20 protein-coding genes, 5 tRNA genes, 1 other RNA gene and 1 riboswitch are annotated in these 20,159 nt (G+C 39.0%); of the genes, 11 read left to right on the forward strand and 15 right to left on the reverse strand.

The window, feature by feature from the left end; genetic code table 11:
• Positions 1-31 precede the first annotated feature (31 nt).
• Positions 32-691 carry a 3,4-dihydroxy-2-butanone-4-phosphate synthase gene (ribB, locus tag AC1PJ9_RS02405; RefSeq protein ID WP_311070143.1) on the reverse strand — a complete coding sequence of 220 codons (660 nt, stop codon included), beginning with the start codon at positions 689-691 and terminating at the stop codon, positions 32-34.
• A gap of 90 nt (positions 692-781) precedes the next feature.
• A riboswitch (FMN riboswitch) is annotated at positions 782-931 on the reverse strand.
• A 176-nt stretch (positions 932-1,107) separates the two neighbouring features.
• On the opposite strand from ribB, the gene AC1PJ9_RS02410 reads away from it, so the two are divergent.
• Positions 1,108-2,889: a DUF2157 domain-containing protein gene (locus tag AC1PJ9_RS02410; protein WP_311070142.1), complete on the forward strand. Its 1,782-nt coding sequence runs from the start codon at positions 1,108-1,110 to the stop codon at positions 2,887-2,889.
• Complete coding sequence (locus tag AC1PJ9_RS02415; protein WP_311086660.1) at positions 2,889-3,449, forward strand: GDYXXLXY domain-containing protein; 561 nt, start codon at positions 2,889-2,891, stop codon at positions 3,447-3,449. The genes AC1PJ9_RS02410 and AC1PJ9_RS02415 overlap by 1 nt, the downstream gene beginning before the upstream one ends.
• A 52-nt stretch (positions 3,450-3,501) precedes the next feature.
• Here the strand turns inward: AC1PJ9_RS02415 and panD are convergent, their stop codons facing one another.
• The 11 genes from panD to AC1PJ9_RS02470 form a co-directional block, all read right to left on the reverse strand.
• Positions 3,502-3,882, reverse strand: coding sequence for an aspartate 1-decarboxylase (panD, locus tag AC1PJ9_RS02420; RefSeq protein WP_016142035.1), 381 nt, complete (start codon positions 3,880-3,882; stop codon positions 3,502-3,504).
• A gap of 130 nt (positions 3,883-4,012) precedes the next feature.
• Positions 4,013-4,594: an aminoacyl-tRNA hydrolase gene (gene pth / locus AC1PJ9_RS02425; RefSeq protein WP_002050315.1), complete on the reverse strand. Its 582-nt coding sequence runs from the start codon at positions 4,592-4,594 to the stop codon at positions 4,013-4,015.
• 20 nt (positions 4,595-4,614) lie between these two features.
• Positions 4,615-4,911 carry a 50S ribosomal protein L25 gene (gene rplY, locus AC1PJ9_RS02430; RefSeq protein WP_263613059.1) on the reverse strand — a complete coding sequence of 99 codons (297 nt, stop codon included), beginning with the start codon at positions 4,909-4,911 and terminating at the stop codon, positions 4,615-4,617.
• A 98-nt stretch (positions 4,912-5,009) separates the two neighbouring features.
• Positions 5,010-5,960 carry a ribose-phosphate pyrophosphokinase gene (locus tag AC1PJ9_RS02435; RefSeq protein ID WP_002120445.1) on the reverse strand — a complete coding sequence of 317 codons (951 nt, stop codon included), beginning with the start codon at positions 5,958-5,960 and terminating at the stop codon, positions 5,010-5,012.
• 36 nt (positions 5,961-5,996) lie between these two features.
• Positions 5,997-6,071, reverse strand: a tRNA-Gln gene (locus AC1PJ9_RS02440).
• Between the two features lie 91 nt (positions 6,072-6,162).
• A tRNA-Gln gene (locus AC1PJ9_RS02445) sits at positions 6,163-6,237 on the reverse strand.
• 20 nt (positions 6,238-6,257) lie between these two features.
• Positions 6,258-6,332, reverse strand: a tRNA-Gln gene (locus AC1PJ9_RS02450).
• 26 nt (positions 6,333-6,358) lie between these two features.
• Positions 6,359-6,433 (reverse strand) — tRNA-Gln (locus AC1PJ9_RS02455).
• On the reverse strand, positions 6,432-7,265 hold the full coding sequence (ispE, locus tag AC1PJ9_RS02460) for a 4-(cytidine 5'-diphospho)-2-C-methyl-D-erythritol kinase (RefSeq protein WP_311087051.1): 834 nt from the start codon (positions 7,263-7,265) through the stop codon (positions 6,432-6,434). Before ispE ends, AC1PJ9_RS02455 begins: the two co-directional genes overlap by 2 nt.
• An 18-nt stretch (positions 7,266-7,283) precedes the next feature.
• Positions 7,284-7,862, reverse strand: coding sequence for a lipoprotein insertase outer membrane protein LolB (gene lolB / locus AC1PJ9_RS02465; protein WP_311087052.1), 579 nt, complete (start codon positions 7,860-7,862; stop codon positions 7,284-7,286).
• A 4-nt stretch (positions 7,863-7,866) separates the two neighbouring features.
• Complete coding sequence (locus tag AC1PJ9_RS02470; protein WP_311087053.1) at positions 7,867-9,576, reverse strand: tetratricopeptide repeat protein; 1,710 nt, start codon at positions 9,574-9,576, stop codon at positions 7,867-7,869.
• Positions 9,577-9,664: 88 nt separating this feature from the next.
• On the opposite strand from AC1PJ9_RS02470, the gene hemA reads away from it, so the two are divergent.
• Positions 9,665-10,948, forward strand: coding sequence for a glutamyl-tRNA reductase (gene hemA / locus AC1PJ9_RS02475; RefSeq protein WP_311087054.1), 1,284 nt, complete (start codon positions 9,665-9,667; stop codon positions 10,946-10,948).
• Here the strand turns inward: hemA and AC1PJ9_RS02480 are convergent.
• Positions 10,945-12,810, reverse strand: a complete 1,866-nt coding sequence (locus AC1PJ9_RS02480) for a DNA primase (protein WP_311087055.1) — start codon at positions 12,808-12,810, stop codon at positions 10,945-10,947. The two genes, hemA and AC1PJ9_RS02480, sit on opposite strands and share 4 nt — an antisense overlap.
• Positions 12,811-12,968: 158 nt before the next feature.
• Positions 12,969-14,090 carry an outer membrane protein assembly factor BamD gene (locus tag AC1PJ9_RS02485; protein ID WP_311087056.1) on the reverse strand — a complete coding sequence of 374 codons (1,122 nt, stop codon included), beginning with the start codon at positions 14,088-14,090 and terminating at the stop codon, positions 12,969-12,971.
• A 71-nt stretch (positions 14,091-14,161) separates the two neighbouring features.
• On the opposite strand from AC1PJ9_RS02485, the gene rluD reads away from it, so the two are divergent.
• From rluD to AC1PJ9_RS02505, 4 genes are all read left to right on the forward strand, one after another.
• Positions 14,162-15,214 carry a 23S rRNA pseudouridine(1911/1915/1917) synthase RluD gene (gene rluD / locus AC1PJ9_RS02490; RefSeq protein WP_311087057.1) on the forward strand — a complete coding sequence of 351 codons (1,053 nt, stop codon included), beginning with the start codon at positions 14,162-14,164 and terminating at the stop codon, positions 15,212-15,214.
• Positions 15,215-15,224: 10 nt separating this feature from the next.
• On the forward strand, positions 15,225-15,962 hold the full coding sequence (pgeF, locus tag AC1PJ9_RS02495) for a peptidoglycan editing factor PgeF (RefSeq protein WP_311087058.1): 738 nt from the start codon (positions 15,225-15,227) through the stop codon (positions 15,960-15,962).
• 221 nt (positions 15,963-16,183) lie between these two features.
• Positions 16,184-16,735, forward strand: a complete 552-nt coding sequence (locus tag AC1PJ9_RS02500; RefSeq protein ID WP_263613068.1) for a flavodoxin family protein — start codon at positions 16,184-16,186, stop codon at positions 16,733-16,735.
• 152 nt (positions 16,736-16,887) lie between these two features.
• On the forward strand, positions 16,888-18,159 hold the full coding sequence (locus AC1PJ9_RS02505) for a hypothetical protein (RefSeq protein WP_311087059.1): 1,272 nt from the start codon (positions 16,888-16,890) through the stop codon (positions 18,157-18,159).
• 51 nt (positions 18,160-18,210) lie between these two features.
• On the opposite strand, the gene smpB is transcribed toward AC1PJ9_RS02505, so the two are convergent.
• Entirely contained in the window at positions 18,211-18,687 is a 477-nt protein-coding gene (gene smpB, locus AC1PJ9_RS02510) for an SsrA-binding protein SmpB (RefSeq protein WP_263613070.1), read from the reverse strand.
• A gap of 135 nt (positions 18,688-18,822) precedes the next feature.
• Between smpB and coaD the strand changes: the two genes are divergently transcribed.
• The 4 genes from coaD (at position 18,823) to AC1PJ9_RS02530 (ending at position 20,102) form a co-directional block, all read left to right on the forward strand.
• Entirely contained in the window at positions 18,823-19,314 is a 492-nt protein-coding gene (gene coaD / locus AC1PJ9_RS02515) for a pantetheine-phosphate adenylyltransferase (protein ID WP_000047853.1), read from the forward strand.
• Between the two features lies 1 nt (position 19,315).
• A complete protein-coding gene (locus tag AC1PJ9_RS02520; protein ID WP_004703368.1) occupies positions 19,316-19,579 on the forward strand; it encodes a YfhL family 4Fe-4S dicluster ferredoxin in 264 nt (87 codons plus the stop codon).
• Between the two features lie 27 nt (positions 19,580-19,606).
• An RNA gene (rnpB, locus tag AC1PJ9_RS02525) (RNase P RNA component class A) lies at positions 19,607-19,961 on the forward strand.
• A 64-nt stretch (positions 19,962-20,025) separates the two neighbouring features.
• A tRNA-Met gene (locus tag AC1PJ9_RS02530) sits at positions 20,026-20,102 on the forward strand.
• Positions 20,103-20,159 lie beyond the last annotated feature (57 nt).

Here is a 20,159-nt window from a genome sequence, read left to right on the forward strand (position 1 = left end):
TGGCTTTGTCGTAAAGCCAAACCTTTTTTGTTTAAATGCTGTGTTGCTGGCGGTATTGAACAAGTTCTTCAATCGTAATCACCGTTAAGTGATGAGTTTGAGCATATGCTAAAACTTGAATGCCCGACGCCATCGTGCCATCTGGATTGGTTAATTCACATAATACGCCAGCGGGTTTAAGCCCGGCTAGTCTTGCTAGATCAATTGTTCCCTCGGTATGACCTCGACGAGTAAGGACTCCACCATTACGTGCACGTAATGGGAAAACGTGACCCGGACGATTTAAGTCACTTGCAACAGCACCATCTTTAATAGCAGTTTTAATGGTTGTTACACGGTCTTTAGCAGAAACACCAGTGGTAACGCCTTGAGCAGCTTCAATGGTTACTGTAAAAGCAGTATGAAACTGACTTGAGTTTTGAGAAACCATGGGATGGAGTTCAAGGTGATCTGCTAATTCTTCTGTCAGGCATAAACATACAATACCTGAGCCATCACGAATCATACGTGCCATGGTCTCAACAGTTAGCGTTTCTGCTGCAACGATTAAATCTGCTTCATTTTCACGATCAAAGTCATCCATAACCAAGACAGGTTTGCCTTGACGGATATCTTCTAATGCTTGTTGAATACGCTGCTCAGCAGGAGAGAGGGCTGAGAAAAAAAGTTCTGGTTGAATTAAGCTAGACATAATGAAACGCTCTCGTAAAAATACGGTTGAACATTTCAGGACTGATGTAAAAACAGGCTGGCACTGAAATAAAACGGATTTATCCCAGTTCGTCGTCTTCTTTCATCCGGACTATACCGTCGGCTTTGGAGTTTCACCAAATCTGCTCAAATTACACAATTTAAGCTCGTGGGCTTGTTAATCTATTCATAAAATTAACTTTACCACCGGTGGGGAATTCCACCCCGCCCTGAAGCGATGGGTTTTATTATAGCGCGCTTGGCAAAATTGGCTAGATGCTTTTGTAGAATGCTAAGTCTCATTATGAATAAGTATTTTCATAAATCGAAATAGGTTTTTTAACAAGAGCTTACTTGTTGGTTTTAAAAGTGAATGCTATGTTTTTTATAGAAAATTATAAATAAAACAGGTTTTTCATGCAGATTAGAGGCGATTATCCATTTAGGAATACTTTATTTATTCAGCATCTCCATATTTTTAGTTATGTATTTATGGCGCTCAGTATTCTTTATTTAATTGCTGCTAACTGGTTGATGCTTCCTGATAGCATTCAACTCATTATTCCACCTGTTATATTGCTTGTCACAGCTTGGGTGAGCATAAACGGTACCTTAAGCGAGGGAATACGGCAGACTTTACATGGTACTTGCGGCTTAATGATCGGTTTGAGTTTAGCTGTAATTGGGCAAGTTTATCAAACTGGTGCAGACAGTTATTTAGTTTTCTTGATTTGGACTCTGTTTTTATTGCCGTGGCTATATCGACCAAATATTGGAATCTTTGCTTTAATTTGTATTACAAGCCAACTTACACTTTTTTTATTTTTTAAACAGACTTTCTGGGCAGAAAAGTTTCCTTATCTTTATCTTTTTGCTCTAAATTTATTAAGTCTTGTCCAGTTCTGGATCTGTCAAAAGAAATATACAGCCTTACGTTTTGTTTTTATTGCTTGGTTTGCTGTTATTTCAATAATAGGGATGATCCAATTTTTATCGAATAAAAATTTACCGTATCTAATTTCCGCTTTCTTTCTAGGCGTTATTGCTTTCTATTATTTCTTTAAAAAGAATGATCAGCTATGTGCCAGTTTGATGGCTGCTGTTCTCGGTGTAACCGCAACAATATGGCTTGTAGATGGTATTAATCATTTATTTAAAGATTCTAATGAGTTCATTTTTTTATTGATTGCGGGCATTATTTTTATTTGGTTTGCACTCATTAGTTACTTCTTAATAAGAATTTTTCGCCAAAGTCGTTTTTATGTTATTCCTTTAGCAATTGGTGCTTGGCTTGCTGGTTTAGCACTTGCAGCATTTACACTCGTATTTTGGAAGACTATTTCTTTAATTATTGGAATCATTTTTGTTGTTATAGCTATAACATTACTGACAAAATCTCAAAGCTATTTCATTCGGCAATTTGCATATTGTTTATTTGTGAGTGGGCAGACTGCTTTTTTATTCCATCTTGGTTCTGAGACAAATCAAATTTTATGGGTGTTGATTGCCCAGATTTTTATGCTATGTATCAGTTATTTTCTTAAGCCTCATTGGTTCTTTATTTTAATTCAAATGCTCGCAACTTATGGCATAGCATTTATCTACATACTGCAACTAGACCATTCATTGTGGTCAGTACATCCGACTCAAACTTACTTCAATTTAACTTTACTTAACTATTTAATTTTTAGCTTAGTACTACTAATAGGGAGTAAGGCAGCTATATTGTATGAGCGGAGTATCTTTTTATGCGTACTTGCTGTGATTTTGGTGAACTCATTCTTTGATAATTTTATAGGGTTAGCATTGCTTGATTCGGCTGATCAGTCATCATGGTTTTTCTATGTTTTACCAAGTCTATGGTTATTGTGCTTTAGTTTTTTCTATCTCTATAGGCAACTTCACGCTATAACTTTTTTTGCCTTTTTAATTTTTGGCATAGTACTTATTGCACTCGGCTATTTTGATGTATTCATTCTATTTATAATTTTGACATGGGCCTTAAAAAATAAAGATCGCGTTGTTTACGGTATTACACTTCTTGTGTTTGCTATTGTACTTTGGCAACTTTATTACAGTCTACAATTAAGTTTTCTAGCTAAAAGTGCATCAATCCTAGTGTCAGGAATTATATTGTTGGCCTTATATGGATTGCTCCTACAAGAAGCTAAGAACAATTTTGTTGAGGGAGAAAAGTAATGAAAAAGTATTTCTCTCTTATACTTGCAATAGTCACTGTATTAGTTTTTGCAGGTTTGGTAGCGAAAAATGAATGGCGCCTGCATCAGAGTAAAAGTATTTTTATTAAGCTTAAGCCCGTTGACCCTCGCTCCATATTACAAGGGGACTACATGGCGCTGGCGTATGAATTAAATTTACAATCTCTTAAAGCACTTTCAGGAAGCGAAGGTGAAGCTTTAGATCAAGTGATTCTTAATCATGCCAATATTCTAGCAAAAGTTATTTTGGATTCACAAAATCGAGTAGTTCGTACAATTTTAGATACTCACAATTCATTTGCTGGGCAAAGTTTAATTTTAAAAAATCCTGAAAATCGTTTGCAGGCTTTATATCCAGCTTCTCGAAGTTTTTTATTTGCCGAAGGTCTAGCCCAATGCTATGAAAAAGCAAAGTATGCTGAATTTAAGGTAAATACAAAAGGCGAGGCGACTTTATTTGATTTAAGAGGAGAAGAACTACAGCCTTTAAACTGTAAGCAGCAGCGAAGCTGGTGGAAGGGGACTGCTAGGAATTTGTAAAGTCAAATAAAAAAGCCCGTATTTACGGGCTTTTTTATTTTTAAATCTTTAATTAAGCAACTTGTACAGGAATGCAATTCGCTGTGTGGTTGACTGTATTATCTGGGTTTGCATATACCAAACGTGGTTTATGAGCATTTGCTTCAACTTCTGTGAAATCACCAAATGTAGCAATAATAACTAAATCGCCTACATCTGCTTGGTGAGCAGCACCACCGTTTACTGAAATAATGCCAGAGTTGTCTTCACCACGAATCGCGTAAGTTGTGAAGCGCTTGCCATTAGTTACGTTCCAAACGTGGATTTCTTCGTATTCACGAATACCAGCTAAATCCATCAATACGCCATCAATTGCACAAGAACCTTCATAGTGAAGTTCAGCATGGGTTACAACTGCACGGTGAATTTTGCATTTTAATAAACGAGATAGCATGGCTAGCGTCTCCTGAGTAGACCTAAGAAGATCTTATAGTGAAATCTTTTGCCTTTGCCATTCGGGCAAGGTGGCTGATGCGCATTTTGCTCCTAAAAAAGCAAGATAGCAAGCTTGATTGTTCAACAATTTAAGCTGGTTTATACGCATTAATTTGGTTCATGGCCTGTGATACTTGTCCTTGAACAAGTAGCTTTACTTTAGAAAGAGCGTGATCAATTGCTCCATCCATCAGGCTTTGTTCACTACTTGGTGCTTTTCCGAGTACATGCCCAGAAACTCTTTCTTTTGAACCTGGATGTCCAATACCAATTCGTAAACGATGAAAATTTGGACCAATATGTGGGACAATATCACGTAAACCGTTATGACCGCCGTGTCCACCGCCTGTTTTGAGACGAATTACACCAGGGTTCATATCAAGTTCATCATGAGCAATCAAAATTGCTTCTGGAGCAATTTGATAGAATTTTGAGAAAGGAACAACACTTTGTCCAGAACGATTCATGTAAGTCGTTGGTAGAAGTAAGCGAACATCGTGTCCTTCTATATTACCACGACCACTGATTCCGTGAAATTTTGGATCATTTTTTAATGTAATGCCATATTTATCTGCAAGCTGTTCAACGAACCAGAAGCCTGCATTATGGCGGGTTTGGGCATATTCTGAACCAGGATTGCCCAAACCAACAATTAGCGAAATATTTGACACTAATTTACGCCTTTAAACACTTATGCGCGTTTGAAGTCAGCGTGCATAGGAGTGTTTTTAGATGGGTGACGTTGTAACGCTTGGATTTTAACGTTTTCAACTTTGTCGCCCACTTTGATTTCTACAACTTCTTCAAAGAAAGCATTGTTTTCTAAAGCTTTTACAAGCTCACGAAGTTCTAAAGTAACAGTTACAGGCTCAGCGTTACCACCGTAGATGATAGCTGGAACTAAAGATTCGCGACGAAGGCGGCGGCTCGCACCTTTCCCTTGTTTGTCTTCAGCACGCGCTTGAGCGTTGAATACGAAGTTTGCCATGAGATAAATCCTCATTAAAGATTAAATAAACTAAACTTGCGACCAGTTTAGTGATAGAAAACCCCAGCCAAAGCCAGGGTTAAGAAAAAGCTGCAATATTATAAACTATCGAACATCGCGCTGATAGACTCTTCGTTATTAATACGACGAATCGTTTCAGCAACCATGCTAGCAACAGAAACTTGACGGATTTTGCCCAAAGTCAATGCTTCTTCAGAAAGAGGAATTGTGTCAGTTACAACTAACTCATCAATGACTGAGTTGCGTAAGTTCTCAATTGCTTTACCTGAAAGTACAGGGTGAGTTGCATAAGCAACAACACGACGTGCACCAAATTGCTTAAGTGCATCAGCTGCTTTACACAATGTACCAGCTGTATCAACCATGTCATCTACAATAACGCAATCACGATCTTTTACATCACCAATCAAGTGCATAACTTGCGACTCATTGGCTTTTTGACGACGTTTGTCGATGATTGCTAAATCGATGTCACCCATCTGTTTGGCAACAGCACGTGCACGTACTACACCACCAACGTCAGGAGAAACCACCATAAGGTTATCATGTTGTTGTTGACGTAAGTCAGCAAGCAAAGCAGGAGTACCGTAGATGTTGTCGACTGGAATATCGAAGAAACCTTGGATTTGGTCAGCATGTAAGTCAATCATCACGACACGGTCAATACCAACAGTGGTAAGCATGTCTGCAACAACTTTAGCTGTAATCGGCACACGTGCAGAACGTGGACGACGGTCTTGGCGAGCATAACCAAAATAAGGAATAACAGCGGTAATACGACCAGCACTTGCACGACGCAATGCATCTGCCATTACCAAGATTTCCATAAGGTTATCATTGGTAGGAGCACAAGTAGGCTGAACGATAAATACGTCTTTACCACGAACATTTTCAGTAATTTCTACTGAAATTTCTCCATCAGAAAAGTGACCGACTGATGCAGCACCTAGAGGGATATGTAAGTGACTTACGACTTTTTGAGCGAACTGTGGATGAGCATTTCCACTAAAAACGACAAGATTGGGCATGAAGCACCCTTGGCGGTTGGTATGTAATGAAATAGATGGCAGGGGCGGCTGGATTCGAACCAACGGATGCCGAGATCAAAACCCGGTGCCTTACCACTTGGCGACGCCCCTAATGCGGCAGAACTTTAATATTTTTGCAATGCAATGTCAAGAATAATCAACAAAAAGCAAGGCAATTAAGTCTGTCTTTAAAATAAGAGAATGGCAGGGGCGGCTGGATTCGAACCAACGGATGGCGAGATCAAAACCCGCTGCCTTACCACTTGGCGACGCCCCTAAATTCGATGATATATATGATGGCAGGGGCGGCTGGATTCGAACCAACGGATGGCGAGATCAAAACCCGCTGCCTTACCACTTGGCGACGCCCCTAATATAATCATCATTACAGGTGAAATTGGCAGGGGCGGCTGGATTCGAACCAACGGATGGCGAGATCAAAACCCGCTGCCTTACCACTTGGCGACGCCCCTAACTTGCAACTTTAAAATGGTGTAAAGGAGATTCTTTTAAACTATGTACCAAATAAGCTTTACATGGTGCATGTTTAAGAATGTCATCAACATTCATTTCATCGGTTACTTCAGTAAAAACACAAGCACCTGTACCTGTAAGCTTTGCATGACCAAATTGATCAAGATATTGCATTGCTTCTTCAACTTCGGGGTATAACTTTCTAGCCAAAGGCTCAAAGTTATTTCCAAAATTAGAAGGTTCTAACTGATAGGCGCAAAATTTAGTGGTCTTAGTGTCTCTTGTCAATGTTTTTTGTGAAAAAAGCAATTGAGTGCTGATAAAACAATCAGGTTTTAAAATAATGAACTGTTTTTGATCTAAGTCTATGAATGTTAAATGTTCACCAATACCTTCAGCCCATGCATTTTTACCATAAATAAAAATAGGAACATCGGCACCAAGTTTTACACCATAGTCTGCAAGCTCTGCCTGAGTCAGGCCACATTCCCATAATTGATTTAAAACGATAAGTGTTGTGGCAGCGTTCGAAGAACCACCGCCTAGACCTGCACCCATTGGAATATTTTTTTCAATTTTGATGTGTAGACCACAGAGCTTTTTTGCATGCGGTTTTAGTATTTGTGCAGCCCGATAAATTAGGTTCTGCTCGAGTTGAATCTCACCTAAACCTTCAATTTGGATTTCATCTTTCTCAATAGGAGAAAAATTCATCCAGTCATATAAATCAATGAGTTGGAAAATGGTTTGTAGTTCATGGTAACCATTTTCACGACGTCCCGTTATATGTAAAAACAGGTTGAGCTTGGCTGGGGAAGGAACTCGAATCATAGATTTATATAGTTAGGTTTAGCGGTTTTGGATAACCATTGTAATACGGTTTTCTTTATCTTCAGCAAGAGGTTGCTTTAAAACCAATTTATTTGGCAAAGTTTGTTCGCCATCATAACTAAAATTAACCGTCCAGCCATCTTCGATGAGTTGGCTCACACGATTTGCATTATCTTTGCTAATTTGGGCATTTAAAGTTGCTGGCTTTGCTAAAATCCAACTGGTTAAATGAGTAATCGGCGCTTGCCAACCAGTAGCACGTTCTAAAAGTTCTTCAGGGGATGCCGCTGTAATAACGCCAGTTTTAGCACTGTTTAAAGTGACTTCACCCAGTTTTCCCTGAATTTGTGTTTTTCCAACACCTAAAATGCCACTTAACTCGATATCGAAATTATCTTGCTGTTGAACCCATGTGAAGAAGGCACTACCACTTTGTTGTGGAGTACGTACGCCAATTTTACCTTGTAAATTGAAGTGTTTTTCATCTTGCACTTGGTGGGTAACTGCGGGTCTAGGCTGAGTAAAATGCTGACAACCGGTTAAAAATAACACACTTGATCCACAGATCGCTGTGCACAGTTGGGCAAGTTTGCTCATAAATTTAACTCTTTTTTGCAGATGTAGGTAAAATTAACGCATCAAGCTGATGTAATTGTGGATCATTCGCGTGTTTTTGTTTCAGTTGTTGTAACACAGCACTAAATTCAGTTAATGATCCTTGCATATACAGTGCCTTAGCGTAACGAATCCCAATATTTATGTTATGACTAAGCTCATAAGCTTTGCCTAAAGCTTCCGCTGCGCCCTCATAATCATTTTGTAAAAAGGCAATATAACCTAGCGTATCAAGAATTGAAGCCTGCTCAGGCGCATATTCCAATGCTTGTTCGGCATATTGTCGTGCTTCTTTTAATCTGCGGTTTTGCAAAGCCAGCGTATACGCATAGGCATTCAGATAGGTCGGGCTATTGGGTTCTAACTGCAATAATTGCTTGAGCGTTTTATCGAGTTTATCGCGGTCAGTATAAGGGTCTAATAATAAGACTTCTGCATAGATGAGTTCTGGGTCATCCGGTAAATTTTTGATTGCTTCATCTAATAAATTTAATGCAGCCTTTTTATTGCCCATTTTCTTTAAAATTTCGGCTTGTGCCTGATAGAGAAAACTTGCATGCTGCGGATAATTAACTCGCTCTTGAGTCAAAAACCGTAAAGCATCGTGTAAATTTTCTTGTTTATCATAGATGGCAATTAGATTACGCCTTGAAACAATGTAGAGACTACCATCTACTAAACGGTAATAGGCTTTGGCGGTTTCATAATGCTGTTTTCGTTCTGCATTAATGGCTAAGTAGTAGTACGCTTCATTTTGATACTTTGCAGAGTTGCGTAAATCAACCAAATATTGTTCAGCTTTATCATACTGCTTCAGGTCAATACTAGTTAAGCCTGCAATGAACAGCGCCTCTTCAGCACGAGGATTACTCTCAATAATTTTTTCTAATTTTTCAAGAGCAAGCTGAGGTTGGTTAATTTGGATAAGATAACGCACTTCAGCCAAGCGAATATCTATATTTTTCTTATATTTACGACTGGATTTTGCATACCATTTTAAAGCACCTTCTTGATCACTGAGGGCAATTAACAGGTTTGCTTTCATTAAGATAAAGCTGGTTACTTTAGGGCGACGGCGTAGTGCACGGTTAATGGTATTTAAAGCAGGTTCTAATTGCCCATTTTGTGCTTCTAGGTTCGCGATAAGCGCTAAAATAGAAGGATTTTCCTTCTCTGCACTTGAACGTAAAGCAGTTAATAAAACTTCCCGATCTTGTGCATTTTCAGGTGCGATACTTGCCAAAATTTGTTCAAGATCGGCAGTTGGATCAATTTTTAAAATTTTATCTAAAGTTTCGGCAGCAAGCTGATATTCATGTGTTTTTAACGCAATATGCGATAAATAAAACAAAGCAGGGACGTCTTTAGGCTCTTGAACCACCCAGTGTGTTGCAATATTCAGTGCAGCTTGTAAGTCGTTATATTCAAGTGCAACATCTAAGGCGCGCTGCTTAATTGTTGTTGAGTTGCTTCTAATTGCAAGCACGGTGTAATTGTGTAGTGCTGTAGGAATATCGTCGTAAGCTAAGGCAAATTCAGCGACCATACTCTGTTGTAGAGCCTGATCAAATGAATGCACGGCATAGGTCTCTTGCAACGGACGTGCATAGACATATGAGGACATGCTACCTAACAATAAGAATGTGGTAGAATACTGTCTTATCGAAGCACCGTTAAAATTTATACGGCTATTCATTTGACGCAATTTTTATTGATCCAAAGTAATGCTTTTTATGACACCGATGTTGCACAATAGCATAAATTTAGCGAAATGATGATCTGATATGTCTTTCTTTGCATTGGGTGTCAACCATCAAACAGCTTCTGTAGAACTCCGCGAGCAAATTGCTTTCAATGCAGAGCGATTAAGTACTTTGCTTGCCGAGCAACGTTATCACGAGTCTTTAAAAGACTTGGTGGTTGTCTCAACCTGTAACCGTACAGAAGTCTACGCCATGGCGGAAGATGCCGAAAGCCTTCTGAAATGGTTAGCCGATGCCAATAATATTGATGTAAAGCAGTTAATTCATCATGTTTATCGTTACGAGAATGCTCAAGCCATCACACACTTAATGCGGGTTGCAAGTGGTTTGGACTCACTCATGTTGGGTGAACCTCAAATTTTAGGGCAGGTGAAAAGTGCTCTAGCATTATCTAAAGAGGCGCAGACGGTATCTCCTGAATTAAATAGTGTATTTGAGTATGCTTTTTATGCAGCTAAGCGTGTTCGTTCAGAAACAGCTGTAGGTAGCCATGCGGTTTCAATGGGTTATGCGGTTGCACAATTGGCTTTACAGGTTTTTAGTAAACCTGAAAAACTCACAGTGATGGTGGTTGCGGCAGGTGAAATGAATAGTCTGGTGGCCAAACACTTAGCGGAAATGGGTGTAGCCAAGATTATTATCTGTAACCGTAGCCGTGAGCGTGCTGATCAGTTAGCACAAGAAATTGCCCATCGAGTTGAAGTTGAGATAATTGATTTTTCAGCGTTATCAGAAAATTTATATCGTGCTGATGTTGTTTCAAGTTGTACAGGAAGTTTGCATCAAGTTATTGCATATGCAGATGTCAAAAGTGCATTAAAAAAACGCCGTTATCAACAGATGTTGATGGTTGATTTAGCTGTACCGCGTGATATTGACCCGAAAGTGGAATCACTTGATGGTGTGTATTTATATGGTGTGGATGATCTACAAAGTGTAATTGATGAAAACTTGGCTCAACGTCGTCAAGCAGCTGTTGAAGCGGAAGTGATGGTGAATCAGTTAGCAACCCAACTGATCACACATCAAAAAGTCAAAGAAGCGGGTAGCACCATTCATGCTTATCGCCAACATAGTGAAGAAATTAGTCAACACGAGCTTGCTCATGCGTTAGAAGCTTTGCATCACGGTGGAGATCCAGAGCAAGTTCTACAGCAGTTAGCCCATCGTTTGACACAAAAGTTAATGCATCCAACATCTATGTTGTTACGTGAAGCTGCTAAAGCAGAAAACCCTGATCATTTCGAATGGCTACAACAGCATTTACAGGATGTATTTGATCATGAGCGAAAACCAAAACGTTAAGACAGTAGTCTTAAACTGATTTGTTTGGTGAGCTCATTGAGTTGTTGTCTTAAGTTTCTTGACTCTACTAATGAAATTTTAGATTTCAGTTTTTGACGTAAATATCTTTCTTGTAAGCCTAACGCATATTCTTTAGCGAGTTTATCGGCCACTTCAGGTGCTTGAGTTAATGCCTGAATATTGGTTCTTTGCATAATATCTGCAATTTCATGGCAATAACTGCTGCACGCACCTAAAACATAATAAGTCGCTAGCTCTTGGTCATCAGGCAATTCATCAAATATACGGTTTAAAATTGCTAATATTTTAGCCAATAATTCATCTTGCGGAATATAGGCGCGTAATCCTTCAAAATGAATATAAAGAAATGGATGGTGCATCAAAATTGCGACAGCAAAGTCTTCATCTTTCGTTTGAATATTAAAGGATAACGATGCATCGTGACTAACTTGTGGGGTAAAACGCTTACCTAAACCTAATTTTTCACGGAAAGATTGGGTTAATAGATAACGGAAGGAACCTTGTTTTGGCAATAATTCGGTGAGCTCCCTTAATTCACCCATAACAAGACTCTTGCCTTCAGGTGTACTAATGTCATGTTGACCCGTAAGATGGGCAAAAACAAAATCAGAGAGCAGGGGAGCTTGATCTAACAGCCTTTGGAAGTTTTCGAGACCTTCACGTCGGATTAGGGAGTCTGGGTCGTGGTCATTTGGCAATACAAAGAACTTAAGCTCACGGCCATCATTTAAGAGAGGTAATGCTATTTCTAAAGTTCGACGTGCTGCTTTTTGACCTGCGATATCGCCATCAAAGGCAATGGTAATTCGATTATTTTGCTTAAATAAAATATTAAGGTGTTCAGTATTACTCGCCGTTCCCAAAGTCGCGACAGCACCTGTAATGCCATATTGCTGTAAAGCAATGACATCCATATATCCTTCAACCATTAACCAGTCATTAGACTTTAATTTTCGACCTTCATAGAGGCCATAAAGTAATTGGTTTTTATGGAAAACTTCCGAGTCTGGCGAGTTAATGTACTTAGGTTTAATTTCGTCATTGAGTGCACGACCACCAAAGCCAACTACACGGCCCTTAGGGTCTCGAATTGGAAAAATGACACGGTCACGTAAAAGGTCAAATTCACGACCACTGTCACTTGAACGGATGAGTCCAAGTTGTTTTAAACCATCGATGTCGTAAGGAAAAGCTTTTTCTAAATGTTGCCAGTCTTCTGGGGCATAACCTAAACGCCAGAATTGAATCGTCTGGTCAGTTAAACCACGCTGTTTAAAGTAATTTTTAGCTTTCTGACTTGTTGGTAATTGATGTTCATAAAACTGAGCAACATTTTCCAGTAAGTCATATAAATTACCTTCTTGTACAGGTTCATCAAAACTAAATGGCTGTTCAAACTGTGCAAATGGATCATCAAAATATACTGGTTCAAGCGTATTGTACTGATCATCTATTGGTGCTTGGGCATTTGGTTCTACAACCGTTTTTTGCGGAACGGGTGGCTTAGTAACTTGGCGGGTATAAGACAGTTTTTTATTATCAGTATTATCTTTGGGTAATTCGACCCCCGCATTACTTGATAACTCTTTCATGACATCGATAAAGTTTCGGTTATCAATGTCCATTAAGAAGCGGATAGCATTTCCGTTTGCCTGACAGCCGAAGCAGTGATAGTACTGTTTATCGCGATAAACATGGAAAGAGGGGGTTTTCTCTTGATGAAAAGGGCAACAACCAGAATATGTTCGTCCGGTCTTTTTCAATTTCACACGTTGACCAATCAGATCGACAATATCTGTCCGATCTAGAATCTGATCAATCGTATGCTGTGGAATTGCCATAATTCAGATAACCGTGTTTAAACTAATGATGCGATAGGTCAGATTATTCTGACATGATGAACCGAGATATGCCCGATAAATATTTTACTATTTTATAAAAACAAACAGGCAAGTGATATCACTTGCCTGTTTGTTGGTTATTTTTAAGCTGTTATTGCTTATTGAGCAGCATCATCTGGTTCAGATGAAGATGCTGCAGGTGCAGTTGTTTCACCTTCTGCTGCTTTTTCTGGTTTATCAAGTAAACCGAAGCTTAAACGGTTAGTCCAACTACGTTCAGTTTTTGGAGTCTCAACAGGTGCTTTTGTTGTTTCTTGAGTTTCTTCTTTGCCAGAATTACCAATTAAACCAAAGCTTACACGGTTAAGTAGACTACGTTTAGGTTCTGTTTCAGTAGTTGTAGTATCTGGTGTTGTAGACTTAGATTCACGGCCAAGAATACCCAAGGTAGCACGGTTAATCCAGTTGCCTTCTTTACGGGCAGCACGCATGTTTACTGTGCCATTTTTATTAACCAGACTAGGATAATTAAGCTTTAAAACTTCGATATATTGTTGTGAAGTTGCCTTATCGCCCAGCTGGTCATAGCTGTATGCCAAAGTTGCTAGTGCTTCTGGTACTTGAGGTGTTTGTGGGTAGTGTTCAATTACCCATTGTGAACGCTCAGCTGCAGCAACCCATGCTTTACGCTTAACGTTAAAACGTGCCGTATTCATTTCACTTTCAGCAAGCTCTTGACCAATAAACTTCATACGCTGTGCTGCATCGACAGAGTATTGGCTACTTGGGAAGCGACGAATCAAATCAACGAAGTTTTGATAAGCAAGTTTTAAATAACTGATGTCACGGTGTGATTGTTGCAAAGATGTGTAACGCAATAAGCTGTCGTAATTCATCTCCATATTAGATACGCCGCGTACATAGTAGGCATAATCTACATTTGGATGCTGAGGATTTAAACGAATAAAGCGTTCAGCTAGAGCAATCGCCCCTTCATAATCTTTTTGTTTAAATTTTGAATAGAGAAGTTCAAGTTGTGCTTGTTGTGCGTATTGTCCAGTTGGATAATAGGTATCAATCGCCTCTAAAGATTTGGCAGCGTCAAGATATTGACCACGATCAAGAGATTTTTGGGCCTTTTCAAAATATGCCTGTTCGCTAGATTGAGGTCCAGTATCGACCACTTCTTTTTTACTTGGATTGCTGCTACAGCCCACAAATGCAGACGCTACACCTAGAGATAAGGCAAGCATCGTAATTTTATAACGTGGTAGCGACATAAAAACTCCTCTGTTATGTTGGGCAATGAGCTACAATTGCGCTATTAAACCACTTTTATCTCAATGATCAAATGACTTCAGCACAATCTTCAAACACAAACTTCTCTGAAACCGACTTCAATTTACTTGAAGATTCTGAGGATGCAGATAACCATACTTCTGATACAACTGCAACACGTTTATCGTTGCAAGTTCAGCTAGATGAAAGCTACTTAGGGCAACGCATCGACCAAGTTGCAGCTATGGTGTGGAGTGAGTTTTCGCGTGAAAAGCTCAAGCAATGGTTGAAGGATGGCCATCTGTTGGTGAATGGTAACATTGTCAAACCTAAGCACCGTTGTGAAGGCACAGAGCTCCTTACACTCGAAGTTGAGCTTGAAGCTCAGACGACGAGTCAACCTGAAAACATTCCACTCAACATTGTTTATGAAGATGATGATATTTTAGTCATTAATAAACCAGTAGGGATGGTAGTACATCCAGGAGCAGGTAATACTTCTGGAACTTTAGTAAATGCGTTGCTTTACCATTCTCCAAAATTGGCGGAACTTTCTCGTGCTGGTTTAGTGCATCGTATCGATAAAGATACCAGCGGTTTACTGGTTGTTGCTAAAACGTTAGAAGCGCAATTTTCTTTAAGTAAACAATTGGCAAATAAGTCGGTTTATCGTGTATATGACTTGGTTGTTTATGGAAATATTATTGCTGGCGGTACGATTGATGAGCCAATTAAACGTCACCCAGTTGACCGTGTAAAAATGGCGATTTTACCGGGCGGGCGTGATGCGGTGACTCACTATAATGTAAAAGAGCGTTTTAAAGATTTTACTCGTGTGCAAGCGCGTCTAGAAACAGGCCGAACTCATCAGATTCGTGTGCATTTTAGTTATATTGGCTACGGCTTAATTGGTGATCAGGTTTATATGAGCCGTGTACGTGTGCCTGCAGGTGCATCTGAATTACTGATTGAAACTTTACGTGGTTTTAAACGCCAAGCATTGCACGCAGCTAAGTTGGGCTTAAAACATCCGCGTACTGGTGAAGAAATGTTATTTGAAGCACCATGGCCTGAAGATTTTACTCAGTTGGTTAATGTGTTACGTTCAGAAAACGCTGCATATTAAGGACATGTATATGGAATTTGTTCAAGGTTTACCTCAAGGCGTATTTGTAGGGCAGACACGTGTTCAACATCCTTTGGCTTTGCCAACGGATCAAACCGAATTAACAGGTTTTAATCTTGCTTTACATGTTAACGATGAAGCTGGTCGCGTTCAGCAGCATCGAATGATGCTGCTAGAAGAGTTTGCTCAGTTTGGCGTTAAGAAAATGACGTGGATGACCCAAACGCATAGTACGATTTGTCATACGGTAAATGAACAAATTCCCTTTAAAGCTTTAATCGGCGATGGCTTGGTTACTCAAACCAAAGGTCATGCGCTAATGATGATGACTGCCGACTGTTTACCTGTGGTACTTGGTAATGCTGAGGGCACTGAAGTTGCCAACTTACATGCAGGATGGCGTGGTTTGGCGGGTGGTATTATTGAAAATGCAGTTGCTGCGATGCAGAGCCCTCCAACTTGGGCTTGGTTAGGGGCGGCGATTAGTCAACCTTGCTTTGAAATTGGATCTGAAGTAAAAACTGCTTTTTGTGATAAATATCCTGAATTGGAAACTGCATTTATTGATGGAGCGGCTCCAAATAAATTTCACGCAGATTTATACGCGATTGCTCGTTTTATTTTGCAAAGACTGGGTGTTAAGCAAGTTTTAGGCGGCGATCAATGCTCATATCAACAGCAAGAAGAGTACTTCTCTTATCGCCGTGATGCTAAAACGGGACGTATGGCAACTTTTGTTTTTATTTAGTTTATAAAAATCGTATTTCATTTTAGAAGTACGATTGTTGTGTTATCACTCTCTTATATTATTTAGACTTTAAAATGATATAAGAGAGTTTTTTATTTTTGTATTTTCAGTACTTACTAAAATAATTCGTTAAAAAGCTAGTCTTTGATATTTATAGATCATGGTTTAGCAAGTTTTAATAAAATGATAAAATACAAAAAATCGCTCAAAAAATTAAGCTTATGTCTTTGCCTGAAAAACATCTCTCTATTGTCTATCACAGCCCCTATGGTCATACCGCAAAGGTAGCATCTGCTATTGCTGCTGGTGCAGAGGTGATGGGTATTAAAGTACATGTGATGAATATTGAGCACATTGACTGGGATGTTTTAGATGCCTCACAGGGTATTATTTTTGGCTCGCCAACGTATATGGGAAGCGTAACTGCCGATTTTAAAAAGTTTATGGATAGTACATCTAAACGTTGGAAAAATCGTTTATGGCAAGGCAAGTTAGCAGCAGGTTTTGCTAATTCGGGTGGTTTGAGCGGTGATAAACTTGCAGTTTTGCAGCAGATTAATATTTTTGCGATGCAGCATGGCATGCTGTGGTCAGGGTTACCTTTAATGACAACAGGTCATACCGAAACCGATTTAAACCGTTTATCGAGCTGTTTAGGTTTAATGACTCAGTCAGATAATGCACCTGTTGAAATTACACCGCCACAAGGTGATTTAGATACTGCAAAATGGTTCGGTGAGTATATTGCTGGATTGCTTCACCGATTGGGTTGAAATAAGTTTTTGATTAAAAATAAATAAATTTTATATTTTGTTTTAATTACAAAAAAGTTGTGTCTTTTTTGTTCTTTTTTGATTATTTTTTACCAAATGGTCTATTTGGACAATGATGTCTAAATACTAATAAATAAAAAAATGGAATAATTATGAAAAATTTGTTAACAGCTCTTTGTATAACATGGAGTACTTTGAGCTATGCTAATTTAGAATCTGCGAATCTTATTCCACTAAATGATACAGAACTTTCTAAAGTCGAAGCGCAGGCTTTATTTTCATTTACCTATACCGATCCAAAACAAACAGATGCTTCTATGGCCCAACAAAATATTGGTTTTTATAAATTAGGTTTAGAAGCTGATCTTGAATTAAATGCCAATATTAATAAATTGCAGTTGGGTTGCGGTGGTGTAAATGGTTTAGCTGGGTGTGATATTGATATTGATAATTTAAGTTTAAGTGGTTTAAGTGATACGAATGATGGCCGAGCTTCTTCTTCTGCTGTTTTCAGTAATCCATTTATTGAATTTGCGATTAAAAATCCAGACAGTGCAGCATTAAGAGAAATTAAAGGTTTTCGTTTAAGTGCAGAAAAAGTGATGGGATTATTGACCCTTGGGCTTGAAAACTCGGAAACACCAAATGGAATTAATAGTTTAAGTGGTTATTTAAAAATTAAAGATACAACTGGCTTAGCATATACTGCAGCTAGAAATATGTCTTATCAAGATACAGGTAAGACAATAGATGGTACTGTTAATGCATGTCTTTTAGTATGCTTGCCTCTAGGATTTAACTCATCTGATTATAATTTACAATTACAACAGACTACTGCGCCTATAGTAATCAATGGACAAGTCATATCTGGTTCAAGAATGAATAATGTCATGCTCAATGGTATTGCAAATATTGATCAACTTAACTTTTCTGGAGATTTGAAAGCATCGATCAATGCGGCATTAGGGCTACTAAATTTACAAAAAAATGTAACGGGTAGTATTACAGGGTTAAGAGCAGCTCTTACGGTTGATCAAAATTTAGGATTTATTCATAAAATTGAGTTAAATAATCCATTCTCTCTTTCTTTACAAGCACAAAAAATATTCTGGCCAGGTGCAGATGCAGCAGCTGAGAGAGGATGGTGGATGGCTTTTGATGATGAAATTGATATTGGAAACGTTACGCCAAGTAAGCAAATTGAAATTACCAATGATGTTTTAAAGCAGGTAGTTGACCCAATTAGTAATTATTTAACTGCAAATCCAGTAAGGTGTAATGTACTTAACTGTTTATTTGGCGAAGATTTAGCGGTGGGAGAGGTGAAGTTACCCAATACTATCGTAAATTTTCCATTAAAAGACTTGCAACTTAAAAACCAGGCTTTTGCACCAAACTGTCATGGTAGTTTGAAATTCTGCTAAATTTAAGATGAAATAAAAAAACCTTTAAAGCGAGCTTTAAAGGTTTTTTTATTATTTATGAAATATACGAGCTTTATCACGTTGCCAGTCACGATCTTTTTCAGTCGCACGTTTGTCATGAAGCTGTTTACCTTTCACAAGCGCAATTTCAAGTTTAACCAGATGACCTTTCCAGTAACATGCTAATGGAACGCATGAATAACCTTTTTGGTTTACTGAACCTGTTAGCTTTTCAAGTTCACGGCGAGATAATAATAATTTACGTGTACGTGTAGCTTCCGGCACGATATGTGTAGATGCAGAAAGGAGCGGTTGAATTTGTGCACCAAATAAGAATGCTTCACCGTTTTTAAAAATGACATAACTTTCTGTCAAACTCATACGACCAGCACGTAAAGACTTTACTTCCCAGCCGAGTAAAGACATGCCAGCTTCAAATTTTTCTTCGATAAAATAATCATGACGGGCACGTTTATTTTGTGCGATGGTTCCGCCATTATGTTTCTTTACTACTGTTGCTTTCGCCATAATTCAAACTTCCACAATTGTCCCTATTGTGCCGTAAAGTGATGCTAAGGTGAAGTTTTTTCCCACATATCAATATTTCGTCTCTTGTATAACTTTTGCTAAAATAGGCGCACAATACAATTAGAGTACTAGCGGATGTCTAAAACGCGTGTAATTTATCCTGGAACATTTGACCCTATCACAAATGGGCACGTTGATTTAGTTACTAGAGCATCAAGAATGTTTGATGAGGTCGTAGTAGCGATTGCAATTGGACATCATAAAAATCCTTTGTTCAGTCTAGAAGAAAGAGTTGCACTGGCACAATCATCATTAGGTCACCTATCAAATGTCGAATTTGTAGGTTTCGATGGTTTACTGGTTAATTTTTTCAAAGAACAAAAGGCCACAGCAGTACTACGTGGTTTAAGAGCAGTCTCTGATTTTGAATATGAGTTCCAATTGGCTAATATGAACCGCCAGTTGGACCCACATTTTGAAGCAGTGTTTTTAACACCTTCTGAACAGTATTCTTTTATTTCTTCGACGTTGATTCGAGAAATTGCACGCTTAAAAGGTGATGTAACCAAGTTTGTTCCGCAAGCTGTGGTTGAAGCTTTTGAACGTAAACATCAACAAGGTTGGTAAAGTGTCATTATATATCACCGATGAGTGCATAAACTGTGATGTTTGTGAACCAGTTTGCCCAAATGAAGCTATTTTTATGGGTGAAGTGATTTATGAAATTCATCCAGATTTATGTACAGAGTGCGTTGGTCACCATGACCAGCCACAATGTCAATTATTTTGTCCAGTAGACTGTATTCCTAAAGATCCGCAGCATGAGGAAACGGAAGAACAGCTATTAGACAAATATAAAAGATTAATTGCTCAAAAAAGCACAAGCAATTAGTGAATAAATTTGTTAATATGCGCCCCTGAAGTGAGCTGGATGGTCGCTGCTGTGGAGGTCTTCGTGACTGAAGCAGGAGAGGAAAGTCCGGGCTTCATAGGGCAGGGTGCCAGGTAACGCCTGGGCGGTGAAAGCCGACGGAAAGTGCAGCAGAGAGTAGACCGCCTCATTCGTGAGGTAAGGGTGAAAGGGTGCGGTAAGAGCGCACCGCGTGTCTGGTAACAGTTCACGGCATGGCAAACCCCACCAGAAGCAAGACCAAATAGGAATCCTAGGTGCGGCCCGTACTGGATTCGGGTAGGTCGCTTGAGCGTATGAGTGATTGTACGCCTAGAGGAATGACCATCCTCGACAGAACCCGGCTTATAGGCTCACTTCACCTCATTTTATTTAAAATTTTTCTTGACGCGCGGTAAAGAAGCTAAGATAATGCGCGCACAGTTTACGGCTATGTAGCTCAGTTGGTTAGAGCACCGCACTCATAATGCGGGGGTCACAAGTTCAAGTCTCGTCATAGCCACCATTTTACAGACCACGCTCCTGCGTGGTCTTTTTTTATGCTTATTTTTTGATTAAACAC

The sequence above is a fragment of the Acinetobacter sp. 70_2 genome, assembly GCF_056736115.1.